We start from the raw sequence: 16281 nt of genomic DNA, 5'->3' as shown, positions 1-16281 counted from the left end.
TTGGTTATTTGCGCCGCGGATTTCGAGCAGCGCGGCTTCCTTACGGTACAGCAATCCCTCATGACTTCCTTCGCCAAAGAAATCATTCCGGTCAATCTCGAAGACGAGATGAAGCAGTCCTATCTCGATTACGCCATGAGCGTGATCGTGGGGCGCGCCCTGCCGGATGTTCGCGATGGCCTGAAACCGGTGCATCGGCGCGTGCTTTACGCCATGCACGAACTGAACAACGATTGGAACAAGCCTTACAAGAAGTCCGCCCGCGTGGTCGGTGACGTCATCGGTAAATACCACCCCCACGGCGACGCCGCAGTGTACGACACCATCGTACGCATGGCCCAGCCGTTCTCGCTGCGCTATATGCTGATCGACGGCCAGGGCAATTTCGGGTCGGTCGACGGCGACCCGCCGGCGGCGATGCGTTACACCGAAGTCCGTATGGCACGGATTGCGCACGAATTGCTCGCGGATCTCGAAAAAGAGACGGTCGATTTCATCCCGAACTACGACGAATCCGAGAAAGAGCCTTCGGTGCTGCCGACCCGCATTCCGAACCTGCTCATCAACGGTTCGGCGGGCATCGCGGTGGGCATGGCGACCAACATTCCGCCCCACAATCTCACCGAAGTCATCAGCGCCTGCTTGCTGCTGATCGAAAATCCCGATGCCGGTATCGCCGATCTGATGGAGCACATTCCCGGTCCGGATTTTCCCACGGCGGGCATCATTAACGGGGCGAGCGGCATCCGCGAAGCCTATCTCACCGGCCGGGGCCGCATTTATATCCGCGCCCGCTGCGATTTCGAAGAAGAAGGCGGGCGCACCAGCATCATCGTCAGCGAGTTGCCGTACCAGGTGAACAAGGCGCGGCTCATGGAAAAAATCGCCGAGCTGGCCAAGGAAGGAAAGCTCGAAGGCATTTCCGGGCTGCGCGACGAATCGGACAAGGACGGCATGCGCATGGTGATCGAGCTGAAGCGCGGCGAAGTGCCGGAAGTGGTGCTGAACAATCTGTATCAGCAAACCGCCATGCAAAGCGTGTTCGGCATCAATACCGTCGCTCTGCTGGACGGCCGTCCGCGTTGCCTGAATCTCAAGGAGTTGCTCGCGGCCTTCATCGACCATCGCCGCGAAGTGGTTACCCGACGCACGCTGTACGATCTCAGAAAGGCGCGCGAGCGGGCGCATATCTTGGAAGGTCAGGCCGTCGCTCTCGCGAATATCGACGAAGTGATCGAACTGATCAAGACTTCGCCGACCCCGGCGGACGCGAAACAGCGGCTGCTGGAGCGCAGTTGGCGTCCCGGCGTGGTTTCGGAGCTTCTGGCCAGGGCGGAGGATGCGATACGGTCCCGTCCGGAAACCCTCGCGGCCGGCTACGGTCTGACCGAAAACGGCTACAACCTGTCGCCGGAACAGGCGCAGGCGATCCTGGATCTCCGTCTGCACCGCCTGACCGGACTGGAGCAGGACAAGATCATCGACGAGTACAAGCAACTTTTGGCGCAGATCGACGAATTCCTCGAAATTCTGGCCAGCGACAAGCGGCTGATGGAAGTCATTCGCGACGAGCTTCAAGCCATCCGCGACCAGTTCGGCGACAAGCGCCGTACCGAAATCATTGCGGACCGTCTCGATTTGTCCGCCGAAGACCTGATCACCGAGGAAGACGTGGTGGTCACGGTTTCGCACGAGGGCTACGTGAAATCGCAGCCGCTCACGGTCTATCGAGCGCAGCGACGGGGCGGGCGCGGCAAGGCGGCGGCGACCACCAAGGAAGAGGATTTCATCGAAAAACTCATGGTCGCCAACACCCATGACACCATCCTGTGCTTTTCCAGCGTGGGCAAGGTGTATTGGCTCAAGGTGTACGAACTGCCTTCCGCCAGTCGGGTTTCGCGCGGCAAGCCGTTCGTCAATCTGCTGCCGCTGGAGCAGGGCGAGCGCATCAACGCCATTCTGCCGGTGCGGGAATTCGACGAAAGCCATTACGTGTTCATGGCGACCGCGTCGGGTATCGTCAAAAAGGTGACTTTGCGCGAGTTCGAACGCCCGCGCCCGTCCGGGAAAATCGCCATCGATCTCCGCCAGGACGATCATTTGGTGGACGTGGCCATCACCGATGGTAAGCAGCGCGTCATGTTGTTCAGCAACGCCGGCAAGTCCGTGTGCTTCGAGGAAGAGGACGTCCGCCCCATGGGTCGCGGCGCGACCGGCGTGCGCGGCATGACGCTGCACGACGGCCAGAAGATCATCGCGCTCATCATCGGCACCGAAGGTTCGGTGCTGAACGTCACGGAAAACGGTTTCGGCAAGCGCACCGCACTCGGTGATTTTCCGATACACCGCCGCGGCGGGCAGGGCGTGATCGCCATTCAGACCAGCGAGCGCAACGGTTCGGTGGTCGGCGCCGTGCTGGTGCAGGATTCGGACGAGATCATGTTGATCACCGACGCCGGCACGCTGGTCAGAACGCGGGTCGAAGAGATTCGGGAACTCGGTCGCAACACCCAGGGCGTGATGGTCATCCGCCTCAGTCCGGGCGAAAAAGTGGTCGGCGTGGACAGGATTCCCGTACTCGAGGGCGAAAACGACGAATTAGCGGAATCGGACGAAAACCAGGAGGGCGACGATGGCTAGGGTCTACAATTTCAGCGCGGGACCGTCCATGCTTCCGGAGGCGGTGTTGCTGCGCGCGCGCGAAGAATTGCCGGACTGGCATGCCACCGGCATGTCGATCATGGAAATGAGCCATCGCGGCAAGGATTTCGTCGCCATTGCCGAGAAATCCGAAGCGGATCTTCGGGAGCTGATGGCGATTCCGGTCAACTATAAAGTCCTGTTTTTGCAAGGCGGCGCGACCGGGCAATTCGCGGCGGTTCCGATGAATCTGCTGCGGGAAAAATCCAAAGCCAGCTATGTCAATACCGGCCTCTGGTCGGAAAAGGCCATTTCCGAGGCCGGGCGTTACTGCTCGGTCGATATCGCGGCGAGTTCCAAAGAGAGCGGTTTTACGACGATTCCCAACCGCGCGGGCTGGCGTATCGATCCGGATGCCGCTTATCTCCATTACACCGCCAACGAAACCATCGGTGGGGTCGAATTTCAGGATATCCCCGACTCGGCCGGTCTGCCGCTGGTTTGCGACATGTCGTCCAATATCCTGTCGCGGCCACTGGAGGTCTCCCGATTCGGGCTGATTTACGCCGGCGCCCAGAAAAACATGGGGCCTGCCGGCATCGTCGTGGTGATCATGCGCGAAGACTTGATCGGGCAGGCTCGGGCGGACACCCCGTCGATCTTCGATTATGAAAGACAGGCCGACAGCGGCTCCATGCTCAATACGCCGCCGACCTACAACTGGTATCTGCTGGGTTTGGTGCTGGAATGGCTGAAGGAGCAGGGCGGATTGGCCGCCGTCGAGGCACGCAATATCTGCAAGGCGGAAAAGCTGTACGCCGCCATCGACGGTTCGGCGTTCTATTCAAATCCCATCGAACCGGCCTGTCGTTCCCGTATGAACGTCCCGTTCCGTCTGGCGAGAGCGGATCTGGAAAAAACGTTTTCGGCCGAAGCCAAGGCGGCAGGATTGGTCAACCTGGAGGGGCACCGTTCGGTAGGCGGATTCAGGGCGAGCATCTACAACGCGATGCCCGAAGAAGGCGTCGATGCCTTGATCGAATTCATGCACGGGTTCGAGCGGAAGTACGGGTAAGAGATTTTTCCGCTAATACGCCATCAAGAAAGAAAAACAAAAGCCCATGGGAGTCGATCTGCTGCCGGTCTCCATCCGGGAGAAGTACGAGGTTCACGAATGGAAACATGCTTGTGCAATCCTCGCGTCGGATTTCCCGTCCGAATGGCAAGATATTATCGATTTGCTTGAACAGTTTCGTTTTTGCAAGAGTTGGATCACCGTGGGTGGCGGCAGAAAATCCGCGGTTGCCCAATGTATAGACGAATTTCTTTATGCGCGTGGCTGGATGGAAAAGAAATTCGAGACGTCCATGAAAGTGGACGACAAACTCATGAACGCTCCCACCCACAAGGTGGATTGTTACAAAAACCAGATTGCGCTGGAGATCGAATGGAACAATAAGGACCCGTTTTTCGGCTATCGGTTTTCGGCATCACCAGCCAGGTTTATTGCGAGAATTGTTAAACGATGATTGAGCCTACCCTGAGTCCGGCGCAAGATTTCCTGGCACAGATGCAAAACCGCCGTTACGGAGCCGTATTGGCCGATCCTCCTTGGCAATTCGCCAATCGCACCGGAAAAATGGCCCCCGAGCACAAACGCTTGTCGCGTTACTCGACATTAACCTTGCAAGAAATCAAGGAAATTCCGGTTTCTCTGGTTATGGCGGAACAAAGCCATTTGTATTTGTGGGTTCCCAATGCTCTGCTCAAGGAAGGTTTGGAAGTGATGGAGGCTTGGGGATTCGAGTACAAGACGAATATTGTCTGGCATAAGATTCGTAAAGACGGCGGGCCGGACGGTCGCGGCGTCGGCTTCTATTTCCGCAATACGACGGAATTGGTGCTTTTCGGCGTAAGAGGACGGTTGAGAACTCTGGGGCCGGGTAGGCGTCAGGTCAACATTGTGAAATCGCAAAAGCGGGAGCATTCCCGTAAGCCCGATGAACTGTACGACATTATCGAGGCATGCAGCCCTGGGCCTTTTCTGGAGATGTTTGCGCGCGGAAAGCGCCCTGCCTGGGAACAATGGGGGAACGAGGTCGACGGCTACAGTCCCTCATGGCCTACCTACAGCAATCACAGCCAAAATGTCGTCGTGCTGGACGCCCATAGACGTCGACGCGGCTAATCAAGGAAAGAAAACCTCCATGTTCAAGATTCTCACCTACGACAATGTCTCGACAGTCGGTTTGGAGCGACTGCCCCGCGATCGCTACGAGATTGCCTCGGAAATTCGGAACCCCGACGCCATACTGCTGCGCTCTCACGATCTGCACGGCGTACCGATTCCTCAATCGGTGAAGGCGGTGGGGCGCGCCGGGGCCGGGGTGAACAACATTCCCGTCGCGGACTACTCGAAACGCGGCATCCCCGTGTTCAATGCGCCGGGTGCCAATGCCAATGCGGTGAAAGAACTGGTCATGGCGGGCATGCTGTTGGCGGCGCGGAATATCTGCGCGGCCTGGGATTTTGCCCGCCAGTTGCAAGGCGACGACGAAGCCATTCATCACCAGGCGGAAAAAAAGAAGAAGCAGTTCGCCGGTTTCGAACTGGCGGGCAAGACTCTGGGCGTTCTCGGGCTGGGCGCGATCGGTGTAAAAGTGGCCAACGCGGCGACGGGTTTGGGCATGCAGGTGACCGGTTACGATCCGCTGCTCACGGTGGAAAGCGCCTGGCAATTGTCGTCGTCGGTTGCGCGGGCTGCAAGTATCGACGATTTGATCGTCGGTGCCGACTTCGTTACCGTACACGTGCCTCTCAACGATCAAACGCGCCACCTCGTCAACGCGGCGCGGATCGGCATCATGAAAAAAGGAGCGGTCTTGCTCAATTTCTCCCGCGCCGGCATCGTGGACGACACCAGCGTGCGCGGCGCTCTGGATGCCGGCCATCTCCACGCCTACGTGTGCGACTTCCCCTCGCGCGCCATGCTGAATCATCCGCGCGCCATCATACTTCCGCACATCGGAGCCTCCACGGCCGAAGCCGAGGAGAACTGCGCGGTGATGGTGGCCGATCGCGTGCGGGATTTTCTGGAAAACGGCAACATCCGGCACTCGGTCAATTTTCCGGAGGTGGTCATGCCACGCACCGAGGGCGTCCGCCTGGGGATAGCCAACGAGAACGTGCCCAAAATGGTCGGGCAGATTTCCGGCGCCCTGGCCGATGCCAACCTCAATATTCTCGACTTGCTGAACAAGTCGAGAGGAGAGCTTGCTTATACGCTCGTCGACCTCAATGCCGAGGTGCCGTCCGAAACCTTGGAGCACATCAGAGCCATCAAGGGAGTGCTCTCCGCCCGCGTCATATAACGAGTCGTTATGGAGAATTCGAAGAATACATTGGTTGCCGATGCCCCGTTGCGCCATCTCCGCCAGGAGATCGACACGATCGACGATCGGATCTTGGAGCTGTTGAACCGGCGAGCCCGCTGCGCCCAGCAAGTCGCCGGAATCAAGACCGCGGCGGGCGAGGTCGAATGCTTTCACCGTCCCGAACGGGAGGCGGAAGTGCTGCGCCGCATCGCCGAAAACAATCGCGGTCCCTTGAGTCGGGAGGCGGTTACCCGTTTCTTCCGCGAACTCATGTCGGAATGTCTGGCTCTCGAAAAACCGCTGAGCGTAGCCTTTCTCGGCCCGCAAGGCACCTTCACGCAGCAAGCCGCCTATAAACACTTCGGCCATGCCATTCAGTCGGTGCCCTTGCCGGCCATCGACGAGATCTTCCGGGCCGTCGAGAGCGGAGCCTGTCAATACGGGGTGGTGCCCGTCGAAAATTCGACCGAAGGGGTGATCACCCATACCCTGGACAGCTTCCTGCGATCTTTTTTGCTGATCGCCGGCGAGGTGGGCATGCGCATTCATCACAACCTGATGAGCACGCTGAGCCGCTCCGAAGAAATACGAGAAGTTTTCTCCCATCAGCAATCTCTCGCCCAATGCCGGGAATGGCTGGATCGCTATCTTCCCAACGCTCGGAAGACCGCGGTCAGCAGCAATGCCGAGGCGGCGCGACTGGCCGCCGTCACGCCGCATACCGCGGCCATAGCCGGCGAAGTGGCGGCCGAACTGTACGGGCTCGACATCCTGGAGCGCAACATCGAAGACGAACCGGACAATACGACTCGGTTTCTGGTGATCGGACGCAATCCGGTCGGCGCCACCGGAAACGACAAGACGTCGCTGCTCCTGTCGACCCGGAACAATCCGGGCGCCCTTTATGCCGTCCTCGAGCCTTTCGCGAGACACGGCATCAGCATGACCAAAATCGAGTCCCGGCCGTCTCGCCGGGGCGCTTGGGACTACGTTTTCTTCGTCGACGTGGAAGGGCACCGGAACGATCCTCGATTGGCCGAAGCTTTAAAGGAGCTCGAGGAAAGTGTCACGATGCTGAAAATCCTGGGTTCTTATCCTCGGGCCTTGTCTTGATCGTTCGATCCTAGTACTCGATTCATCTCTATGAAAGCAGAACAATTAGCCGTTCCCGGAGTCCGGGCGCTCACGCCTTACCTGCCCGGCAAGCCCATCAGCGAATTGGAGCGGGAGTTAGGCATACGCAACATCGTTAAACTGGCCTCGAACGAGAATCCCCTCGGACCGAGCCCGAAGGCGCTCGAGGCCGCGCGTCGTGCGTTGTCCGAAATACATCTTTATCCGGACGGCAGCGGTTTCGAACTCAAGACCGCATTATCGGGCAAGCTCGATGTCCGCCCCGAGCAGATCACGCTGGGCAACGGTTCCAACGACGTACTGGAATTGGTGGCCCGCGCTTTTCTCTCCCCGCAGTCGAAAGCGGTCTATTCCGAGCATGCCTTTGCCGTTTATCCCATCGTGACGCAAGCCGCCGGCGCGCCGGCCGCCGTCGCGCCGGCCCACGACGGTTCGCGCGGCCCCCGTTACGGCCACGATTTACAGGCCATGGCGCAGCGGGTGGACGAATCGACGCGAGTCGTATTCATCGCCAATCCCAACAATCCGACCGGGACCTATTTGACGACATCCGAGCTGCGCGGTTTTCTCGGCGCTCTTCCCGAGCACGTCATCGCCGTCGTGGACGAGGCGTATTTCGAGTATGTCGAAGCGGCCGACTATCCGAATGGCATCGAGTGGCTGTCCGATTTTTCCAATCTGATCGTGACCCGGACTTTCTCCAAAGCTTACGGACTGGCAGGGCTCAGGGTCGGCTATGCCGTCTCGAGCCCTTCGATTGCCGACCTTCTGAACCGTGTCCGGCAGCCGTTCAACGTCAATTCCTTGGCTTTGGAAGCAGCCAGGGCCGCACTCGAGGACGACGAGCATCTGGCCCGTTCGGTGAGCTTGAATCGAGAAGGGTTGAGCCGGCTCGGCGAAGCCTTTGCCCGGCGTGACTTGAGCTTTATTCCTTCGGTCGGCAACTTCATTACGGTCGATGTCGGAAGACCGGCTGCCCCGATTTATGAGGCGATGCTGCGCCAGGGCGTCATCGTTAGGCCGGTCGCCAATTACGGTTTGCCCAATCATTTGCGTGTGACCGTCGGTACCGAGGAAGAAAACCGGATTTTCCTCGACGCGCTGGACCGAGCCTTGGCGCCATGATCGAACGTTTGTGCGTTATCGGCGTGGGACTGATCGGCGGGTCGGTGGCGCGCGCGGCGCGCGCCGAAGAACTCTGCCGCGAGATCGTCGGAGTCGATGCCGATCCCGATAACTTGCGGAAAGCATTGGAAAGCGGCGTCATCGACGCCGGATTTTCCGATCCAAGGCAAGGTGCTGCCAATGCCGATTTGGTCATGATCGCGACTCCGGTCGGAACCTTTGACGCCGTTTTCGGCGCGTTGAAGCCGGTGTGGTCCACTCTGGCTGCCGTTACGGATGCGGGCAGCACGAAGTGCAACGTCATCGAATCCGCCGAAAGAATCTTTGGCGAAGTTCCCGACAACTTCGTGCCCGGGCACCCGATCGCGGGCGCCGAGCGGAGCGGCGTGGACGCCTCGACCGCCGATTTGTATCAGGGCAAGCGCGTTATCCTGACGCCTCTGAAAACCACGTCTTCGCAGGCGCTGAGGCGGGTCGAGAGCTTTTGGCGATCGATCGGGGCCAAGGTCTTCGAAATGGAGCCCGCCCATCACGACGAGGTGTTGGCCGCGACCAGCCATCTGCCCCACGTCTTGGCTTTTACGCTGACTTACATGCTGGGCAAAAAAGACGAGCAGCAGGAAATTTTTCAGTACGCCGCCGGCGGATTCCGGGATTTTACCCGTATCGCGTCGAGCGATCCGAAAATGTGGCTGGATATTTGCCTCGCGAACCGGCGGGAAATCGTGCCCTTGATCCACCAATTCCGCGAAGAGCTCGGCGTGGCCGCCGGCCTGATTTCCAGAGGCGCCGCGGACGAGCTTTACGCTCTATTCGCCGATGCCCGCAGCGCGCGACAACGATTTTTAGAGCAACTTGAAAAACAATAGCCCCATGCAGAACAACACGATCAGCTTCCGGGTACAGCCGGGCGGTACGCTTCGCGGAGAAGCCCGCGTGCCCGGCGATAAATCCATCTCTCATCGATCCATCATGCTGGGCGCGCTGGCCGAAGGCACGACCCACGTCACCGGCTTCTTGGTAGCCGAGGATTGTCTCGCCACCATGAATGCGTTTCGGGCGATGGGCGTCGACATCGAAGGCCCGGAAAACGGGCGGGTATGCATTCGAGGCGTGGGGCTGCACGGCTTGCGTGCGCCCAAAGATCCGTTATACCTGGGAAATTCGGGCACATCGATGCGTCTGCTCAGCGGCCTGTTGGCAGGGCAGCGATTCGACTCGGTCTTGACCGGAGATTCCTCGCTTTCCCGCCGCCCCATGAAACGGGTTACCGAGCCGTTACGCGCCATGGGCGCGGTAGTGGAAACCACCGAAATGGGAACCGCTCCGCTCAGAATCAAAGGCGGCCTGGAGCTTAGGGGGATTCATTACGACATGCCGGTGGCCAGTGCGCAGGTCAAATCCTGCCTGCTCCTGGCCGGACTCTACGCCTCCGGCCAAACGTGCGTGCGCGAGCCGGCTCCGACCCGCGATCATACCGAGCGCATGCTGGCCGGATTTTCCTATCCGGTGATCCGAAAAGGCGATACCGTGTGCATACGGCCGCACGGCAAGCTGCTGGCCTGCGACATCGACGTGCCCAGTGACATATCGTCGGCGGCCTTTTTCATGGTCGGTGCCGCGATAGGCGAGGGCGCCGACGTTACCCTCCGGCATGTAGGCATCAATCCGACCCGGACCGGCGTTTTGGACATCCTGCGCCTGATGGGGGCGGACATCCAGATTCTCGACGCCCGGGAGATCGGCGGGGAACCGGTTGCGGATATCCGCATCCGTTCGAGCCGCCTGCGCGGGATAGAGATTCCTGAAGAGCTGGTGCCTTTGGCGATCGACGAGTTTCCGGTTCTATTTATCGCCGCGGCTTGCGCCGAGGGAGAAACCCGGTTGACCGGCGCCGAGGAACTCCGCGTCAAGGAAAGCGATCGTATCCAGGTGATGGCCGACGGTTTGCAAGCCCTGGGCATCGATGCGCAACCGACGCCCGACGGCATGATCGTGCAAGGCGGAAAACTGTCGGGTGGCCGCATCGATTCCCGCGGAGACCATCGCATCGCCATGGCGTTCTCCATTGCTGCGCTGCGTGCCGGCGGCTCCGTAGAAATCGACGATTGCGCGAACGTCAACACCTCTTTTCCGAGCTTCGTGGATTTGGCGCGCGATATGGGCCTGAACATCACTGCCATTTGCGGCGAGATCGTATGATCACGAATGTACCGGTGCTTACCATCGACGGACCGAGCGGCGCCGGCAAGGGAACCGTCAGCCGTGCGCTGGCGAAAAAGCTGGGCTGGCATTTTTTGGACAGCGGCGCCATCTACCGCTCACTGGCCGTCGCGGTTTTGCAGGCGGGAATCGATCTTCACGATATCGAGGCGGTCGTTCGTGTCGCCCGATCGATGGATCTTCAGTTCGATGCGAACGATCCGCCGCGCATACTTTTGAACGGCCAGGACATCACCCGTCAAATCCAGTCGGAAGATTGCGGCAGCGCGGCTTCAAAGATTGCTGCTCACGGCCCGGTCAGGCAGGCGCTTTTGCAGAAGCAGCGGGATTTTCGAAGGGAACCCGGCCTGGTCGCGGATGGGCGCGACATGGGGACGGTGGTGTTTCCGGACGCTCCGTATAAGATCTTTCTCACCGCCAGCGCCGAAGTGCGTGCAAACAGGCGGTATAAGCAGTTGAAAGAGAAGGGGGCAGATGTTAACCTTGATCTTTTAACGAAAGAGATTGAAGAGCGGGATCGGCGCGACAAGGAGCGTACCGAAGCACCGCTGACCATGCCTGATGGCGCTGTTCTGGTTGATTCGTCCGATCTCACGATCGATCAGGTTATCGCCCGATGTTTCGATATTATAGGCAATAGGCGAGATCTTGATCGGTAGTTTTCATGGGGTTGCCGACACTGTTCGGCAATAATGTTTAACCAATTAACCCAAACGGCTGAGTAACCTCGGCTGTTGGAACCAAGATCGTTTTATGAGCGATAGCTTTGCACAATTGTTTGAAGAGAGTCTGGCCAAGGCGGAAATGCGCCCGGGCAGCATCATTACCGGCACCGTCATCGATATCGGCCCCGATGTGGTCGTGGTCAATGCGGGGTTGAAGTCGGAAGGCGTCATACCGAAATGGCAGTTCTTGAATGCCGACGGGCAGATAGAGGTGCAGATCGGCGACACCGTCGAAGTGGCCCTCGACATGCTGGAGGACGGCCTCGGCGCTACCCTGTTGTCCCGCGACAAGGCAAAGCGGCTGAAGGCATGGCAGGATCTCGAGCAGGCGCACGAGAAGAATGAGACCGTGGTCGGCCGTATCACGGGCAAGGTGCGCGGAGGTTTCACCGTGGCCGTCGGCGCGCTGCGCGCATTCTTGCCGGGCTCCCTGGTCGATGTACGTCCGGTTCGCGACACCGCCTATTTGGAAGGACGCGATCTCGAATTCAAGGTCATCAAGATCGACCAGAAACGCAACAACGTTGTGCTTTCCCGTCGGGCTGTAGTGGAATCCGAGTTCAGCGCCGAGAAGGAAGCGTTGCTGGAAAATCTCAAGGAAGGCGCGATCGTTGCGGGTGTCGTGAAGAACCTCACCGATTACGGTGCATTCATCGATCTCGGCGGCATCGACGGCCTGCTCCACATTACCGACATGGCTTGGAAGAGGGTGCGGCATCCCTCGGAGGCCGTTCAGATCGGTCAGGAGATTCAGGTCAAAGTCCTTAAATTCGATCAGGAAAAGAACCGCGTTTCGCTTGGCTTGAAACAGCTGGGAGAGGATCCGTGGCTCAATATCGCGCGCCGCTATCCGCCGGGTACGCGCCTGTTCGGAAAAGTCAGCAATCTTACCGATTATGGCTGCTTCGTCGAATTGGAAGAAGGCGTCGAAGGCCTCGTGCACGTATCCGAGATGGATTGGACCAACAAGAACGTCAATCCGGCCAAGGTTATCCAGTTGGGCGAAGAAGTTGAAGTCATGGTGCTCGACATCGACGAGGAACGTCGCCGCATCTCGCTCGGCATGAAGCAGTGCAAGCCCAATCCTTGGGAAGAATTTGCCGCAAGCCACAAGAAGGGCGACAAGATCACGGGCAGCATCAAGTCGATCACCGATTTCGGCATCTTCATCGGACTGGAAGGCGCCATCGATGGCTTGGTGCATCTGTCGGACATTTCCTGGTCCATTCCGGGCGAGGAAGCCATTCGCCAATACAAGAAAGGCGACGAAGTGGAGACCATCATCCTGGCCATCGATCCCGAACGGGAGCGAATCTCGCTCGGTATCAAACAGTTGGAGCAGGACCCCTTCCAGAACTATCTGGCGGCTTACGAGAAGGGCAGCATCGTCACCGGCATCGTCAAAGAAATCGACGCAAAGGGAGCGGTAGTCACTCTGGCCGACAGTGTCGAGGGCTATCTGCGCGCATCCGAGATTTCTCGCGACCGCGTCGAGGATGCTCGTACCCAACTCAAGGTCGGCGACGAAATCGAAGCCAAGTTCATCGGCGTCGACAAGAAAAACAAGACCATTACGCTTTCGATCAAGGCGAAGGATCAGGAGGAAGAAGCTGCTGTAATCAAAGGATATTCGCAGCAACCCTCCTCGGGTATGCCTACTTTGGGAGACATCTTTAAGGAACAGATGGAAAACAAGTAGTCAGGTCAAGCAAGGGGGGCAGTAAATGCCCCCCTACTACTCATGGAAATGGCAGTGACAAAGTCAGAATTGATCAATCTTTTAGCAGAAAAATACGGCCATCTTGCTTTTAAGGACGTCGAGGCGGCAGTAAAAGGAATGATCGAACATATGACTCATGCTCTTTCATCGGGCGAGCGCATCGAAATTCGAGGATTCGGCAGTTTCTCGCTGCATTACCGTCCGCCGAGAGTCGGGCGAAATCCAAAAACAGGCGATTCGGTAGAATTGTCTTCCAAATTTGTCCCTCATTTTAAGCCCGGCAAAGAGTTGCGGGACAGAGTCAATCAATCGCGGGGTTGAATCGCGCCCTGAATTTGGCCCTTCGGCGCCAATCTCGACTCGGAGAGGCTGACGATGCGGTACCTTGTCTTGTCGCTTCCGTCCGAGTTCTCGTTCCCCAGGCATTCCATGTAGTGCGTCAGTCGGTGTAAATCTCTCTTCAACCAAGCCGCTAATCGGTTGGGTTGAAACATAAGTACGAAACGATACTGTCAATATTCACCTTAGAATATTGGGCCCTTCCTTTGTCTCGTGGATGGTCCGCTACTAAGGCGTGTTCGTTTCGACGCATTCGCGGCGTGGATCACGAAGTTTCGGAACGATGACGCTGGTGGCAAGGAGCATCGTAGCGCCGAGATCCGATCTGCGGGCGAAGTAGGGTATCTCCTTTTGCGCCGCCGCCCGGACGAGCTTTCCAGGCAAGACCGGCTCGGTCTTTTTCTTCTGCATTCAGCGTATTCGGACACGGGTAAAGCTGCGCGGCCGAATTTCCCTCAAGCTTCATAAAGCCGTTTCCCCGAAACGGGGGTGCGCCAATCCAGCCGGTTAAACCTCGAACAGTCGGGCGAACGCGCTTTCACAAGTACGAAGGGATTGTAGCGCCCCACGGTTCGGCGCCGGCAAGTATCCGGCCTGGATCTGCGGCAGGGCGCTGATGCTGATCATGAGCGGCAACATCGAGGGATGTGAGCTTGTGTCCGCGCGTCAGGCCGCTTTGAATGAGCATGCGGAGCGGCGGAGCCCGAAGCGGCCGGCATCGTGTCGCCTATCGGTTACGCTTTGTTGAAGCGCATCCGGTCATTGTGGGCGAGTCAGTAAAAGCTTACGCAAAGTTCCGAAAATCCTTACATCTGTTTCAATTGAATATCAGATGTCGGCTGCTAACTTTAAATTTGCCGAATGATTCGATCATAAGGAGGAATGATGTTCAGTTTTGTAAGAGTTATTTTTGCCTTAATTCTTTTCAGTTGCGCTTGGTACGTATCGGCCGAACCTGTAGATATCAATTCCGCGACGGCGGATCAGCTTGCCCAAGGTTTGAACGGCGTAGGCAAGGCGAAGGCGGAGGCAATTATTCAAGATCGCGACAAAAATGGCCGGTTTAAGTCTGTGGAGGATTTGGCGCGAGTCAAAGGAATAGGTCCCGCTACAATCGAAAAAAACCGCGATAAAATCACGGTGGGCATGGAAGCGCCCAATCCGCCGGCGGCGCCTCCCAAGGCCAAATAGCCAAAATCGACCATGAATTTCCTGGGCTCCTTCGAGGAGCCTTTTTTTTGCAAAATAAATTCCCCTATCGTGGTGAGTGCTATCGATCTCGAGGCTAAAATAAACCGGAACAGTCAAAATCGAGTGAAAATTGCTCCTATGAATTCAAACATTGTGTGGCATCAGGCATCTATAACACGTGAAAGGCGAGAACAGCTCAATGGCCATGAAAGTTTTATCTTGTGGTTTACCGGGCTTTCCGGAGCGGGCAAGTCGTCTTTGGCTCACCGCGTAGAAGAACTGTTGTTCGAGCGAGGGTGCCGTACCTATGTGTTCGATGGCGATAATGTGAGGCACGGACTTTGCTCAGATTTAGCGTTCAGCAAAGAAGATCGACGCGAGAACATTCGGCGCATCGGCGAAATGAGCAAGCTGTTTATCGACGCAGGCGTCATTGCGTTAACGGCGTTCATCTCGCCGTTTCGAAAGGATCGCCAAATGGTGAGGTCACTGGTCGGAGAAGGCGATTTTATCGAGGTTTATTGCAACGCCTCGATCGAGGTCTGCGAAAATCGAGATGTAAAAGGATTGTACAAGAAGGCCCGCTTAGGCGAGATTCCCGATTTCACCGGTATTTCCTCGCCTTATGAGGAGCCTGAGAATCCTGAGGTCACCGTGCATTCGGGCGTCGATACCTTGGATACGTGCGCACAAATCGTGCTTCGATATCTTGAGAACAAACACAAGATTTAACCTTAGTCAGTAAAGAGCAAGACAGACAATGAAAAGGATCGTAAGAAAGGCTGTGTTTCCGGTGGCGGGCTTGGGAACTCGATTTCTCCCGGCGACCAAGGCTAGTCCGAAAGAAATGTTGCCCATTGTGGATAAGCCGTTGATCCAATATGCCGTGGAAGAAGCCGTGGCGGCTGGGATTGACGTTATGGTTTTTATAACCAGCCGTACGAAAAGAGCGATCTCGGATCATTTCGACAAGGCTTATGAACTCGAAACCGAGTTGGCCAATCGCGGCAAGTCGGAGATTTTGCGAATCGTTCAAAACATCGTCCCACCGCATGTCACGTGCGTTTATATTCGCCAGGCAGAAGCCTTGGGTTTGGGACACGCTGTCAACTGCGCGCGGGCGGTGATCGGAGACGAGCCATTCGCCGTGTTGCTTGCCGACGACATGATCGATGATGGGAACAGCGGCTGTTTGTCGCAAATGGTTGGCGTGTTCGACGAATGGCAGTGCTCCGTTCTGGGAGTTGAACGGATCGCCCCTTCAGAAACCCAAAGCTATGGCATTGTCAAAGCCAACTTGATTCAGGGTAACGTCGGGAAGCTGGAGCAAATCATCGAGAAGCCGAAGCCGGAAAATGCACCTTCGAATTTAGCGGTCGTTGGCCGATACATCCTGACCCCCGCTATTTTCGACAAGCTCGATAACGTGGCCAGAGGCGCCGGCGGCGAAATTCAGCTCACGGATGCCATTGCGATGCTCCTGCACGAGGAACCGGTGTTGGCCTATGAGTTCCACGGCAAACGGTATGACTGCGGCTCAAAGCTTGGATACCTGATTGCAACCGTTGAGCAAGGTCTGAAACATCCGGAATTGAGCGAAAGCTTCAAGGAATATTTGGGAAATCTCAAGTTATCGCAGTGATGCGGCAAAGGCATCGCCGGGTCGTTGGAAATCTCGATGTCGCAGTGCGCGAGCGGGCCGAGACAGTCGGGGTACTTAACCCGGTGCGCCATCGCGAGACCCCGGCAAGCCGGGACGAGGCACGTTGTGCGCCCGGCGGATTAAAGCCCGCGAACGAAGCGGGTATGG

At 57.6% G+C, this 16281-nt stretch carries 15 protein-coding genes; all 15 read left to right on the top strand.

What is annotated here, in order from left to right:
- The first annotated feature begins 60 nt into the window (after positions 1-60).
- The 15 genes from gyrA (at position 61) to galU (ending at position 16113) form a co-directional block, all read left to right on the top strand.
- Complete coding sequence (gene gyrA / locus ACWJKU_RS15725; RefSeq protein WP_454143724.1) at positions 61-2640, top strand: DNA gyrase subunit A; 2580 nt, start codon at positions 61-63, stop codon at positions 2638-2640.
- The gene (serC, locus tag ACWJKU_RS15720; protein WP_454143722.1) at positions 2633-3715 is read left to right on the top strand and encodes a 3-phosphoserine/phosphohydroxythreonine transaminase; all 1083 of its coding nucleotides are present in this window, start codon (positions 2633-2635) and stop codon (positions 3713-3715) included. Before gyrA ends, serC begins: the two co-directional genes overlap by 8 nt.
- Before the next feature lie 46 nt (positions 3716-3761).
- On the top strand, positions 3762-4169 hold the full coding sequence (locus ACWJKU_RS15715; RefSeq protein WP_454143720.1) for a BglII/BstYI family type II restriction endonuclease: 408 nt from the start codon (positions 3762-3764) through the stop codon (positions 4167-4169).
- Complete coding sequence (locus ACWJKU_RS15710; RefSeq protein WP_454143718.1) at positions 4166-4828, top strand: MT-A70 family methyltransferase; 663 nt, start codon at positions 4166-4168, stop codon at positions 4826-4828. Before ACWJKU_RS15715 ends, ACWJKU_RS15710 begins: the two co-directional genes overlap by 4 nt.
- A gap of 19 nt (positions 4829-4847) precedes the next feature.
- On the top strand, positions 4848-6011 hold the full coding sequence (locus ACWJKU_RS15705) for a phosphoglycerate dehydrogenase (RefSeq protein WP_454143716.1): 1164 nt from the start codon (positions 4848-4850) through the stop codon (positions 6009-6011).
- A gap of 9 nt (positions 6012-6020) precedes the next feature.
- Complete coding sequence (pheA, locus tag ACWJKU_RS15700; protein ID WP_454143714.1) at positions 6021-7127, top strand: prephenate dehydratase; 1107 nt, start codon at positions 6021-6023, stop codon at positions 7125-7127.
- A 30-nt stretch (positions 7128-7157) separates the two neighbouring features.
- Entirely contained in the window at positions 7158-8273 is a 1116-nt protein-coding gene (hisC, locus tag ACWJKU_RS15695) for a histidinol-phosphate transaminase (protein WP_454143712.1), read from the top strand.
- Positions 8270-9142: a prephenate dehydrogenase gene (locus tag ACWJKU_RS15690; protein WP_454143710.1), complete on the top strand. Its 873-nt coding sequence runs from the start codon at positions 8270-8272 to the stop codon at positions 9140-9142. Before hisC ends, ACWJKU_RS15690 begins: the two co-directional genes overlap by 4 nt.
- A 4-nt stretch (positions 9143-9146) precedes the next feature.
- Positions 9147-10475: a 3-phosphoshikimate 1-carboxyvinyltransferase gene (gene aroA / locus ACWJKU_RS15685; RefSeq protein WP_454143708.1), complete on the top strand. Its 1329-nt coding sequence runs from the start codon at positions 9147-9149 to the stop codon at positions 10473-10475.
- A complete protein-coding gene (cmk, locus tag ACWJKU_RS15680; RefSeq protein ID WP_454148157.1) occupies positions 10472-11155 on the top strand; it encodes a (d)CMP kinase in 684 nt (227 codons plus the stop codon). Before aroA ends, cmk begins: the two co-directional genes overlap by 4 nt.
- Positions 11156-11249: 94 nt before the next feature.
- Positions 11250-12920, top strand: a complete 1671-nt coding sequence (rpsA, locus tag ACWJKU_RS15675; protein ID WP_454143706.1) for a 30S ribosomal protein S1 — start codon at positions 11250-11252, stop codon at positions 12918-12920.
- Between the two features lie 54 nt (positions 12921-12974).
- Positions 12975-13262 carry an integration host factor subunit beta gene (gene ihfB / locus ACWJKU_RS15670; protein WP_454143704.1) on the top strand — a complete coding sequence of 96 codons (288 nt, stop codon included), beginning with the start codon at positions 12975-12977 and terminating at the stop codon, positions 13260-13262.
- 900 nt (positions 13263-14162) lie between these two features.
- Entirely contained in the window at positions 14163-14471 is a 309-nt protein-coding gene (locus tag ACWJKU_RS15665; protein ID WP_454143702.1) for a ComEA family DNA-binding protein, read from the top strand.
- 138 nt (positions 14472-14609) lie between these two features.
- Positions 14610-15203, top strand: a complete 594-nt coding sequence (gene cysC / locus ACWJKU_RS15660; RefSeq protein WP_454148155.1) for an adenylyl-sulfate kinase — start codon at positions 14610-14612, stop codon at positions 15201-15203.
- A gap of 28 nt (positions 15204-15231) precedes the next feature.
- Complete coding sequence (gene galU / locus ACWJKU_RS15655) at positions 15232-16113, top strand: UTP--glucose-1-phosphate uridylyltransferase GalU (protein ID WP_454143700.1); 882 nt, start codon at positions 15232-15234, stop codon at positions 16111-16113.
- Positions 16114-16281 lie beyond the last annotated feature (168 nt).

The sequence above is a fragment of the Methylocaldum sp. MU1018 genome (assembly GCF_053646775.1).
This window is presented reverse-complemented; position numbering and strand designations above follow the sequence as displayed.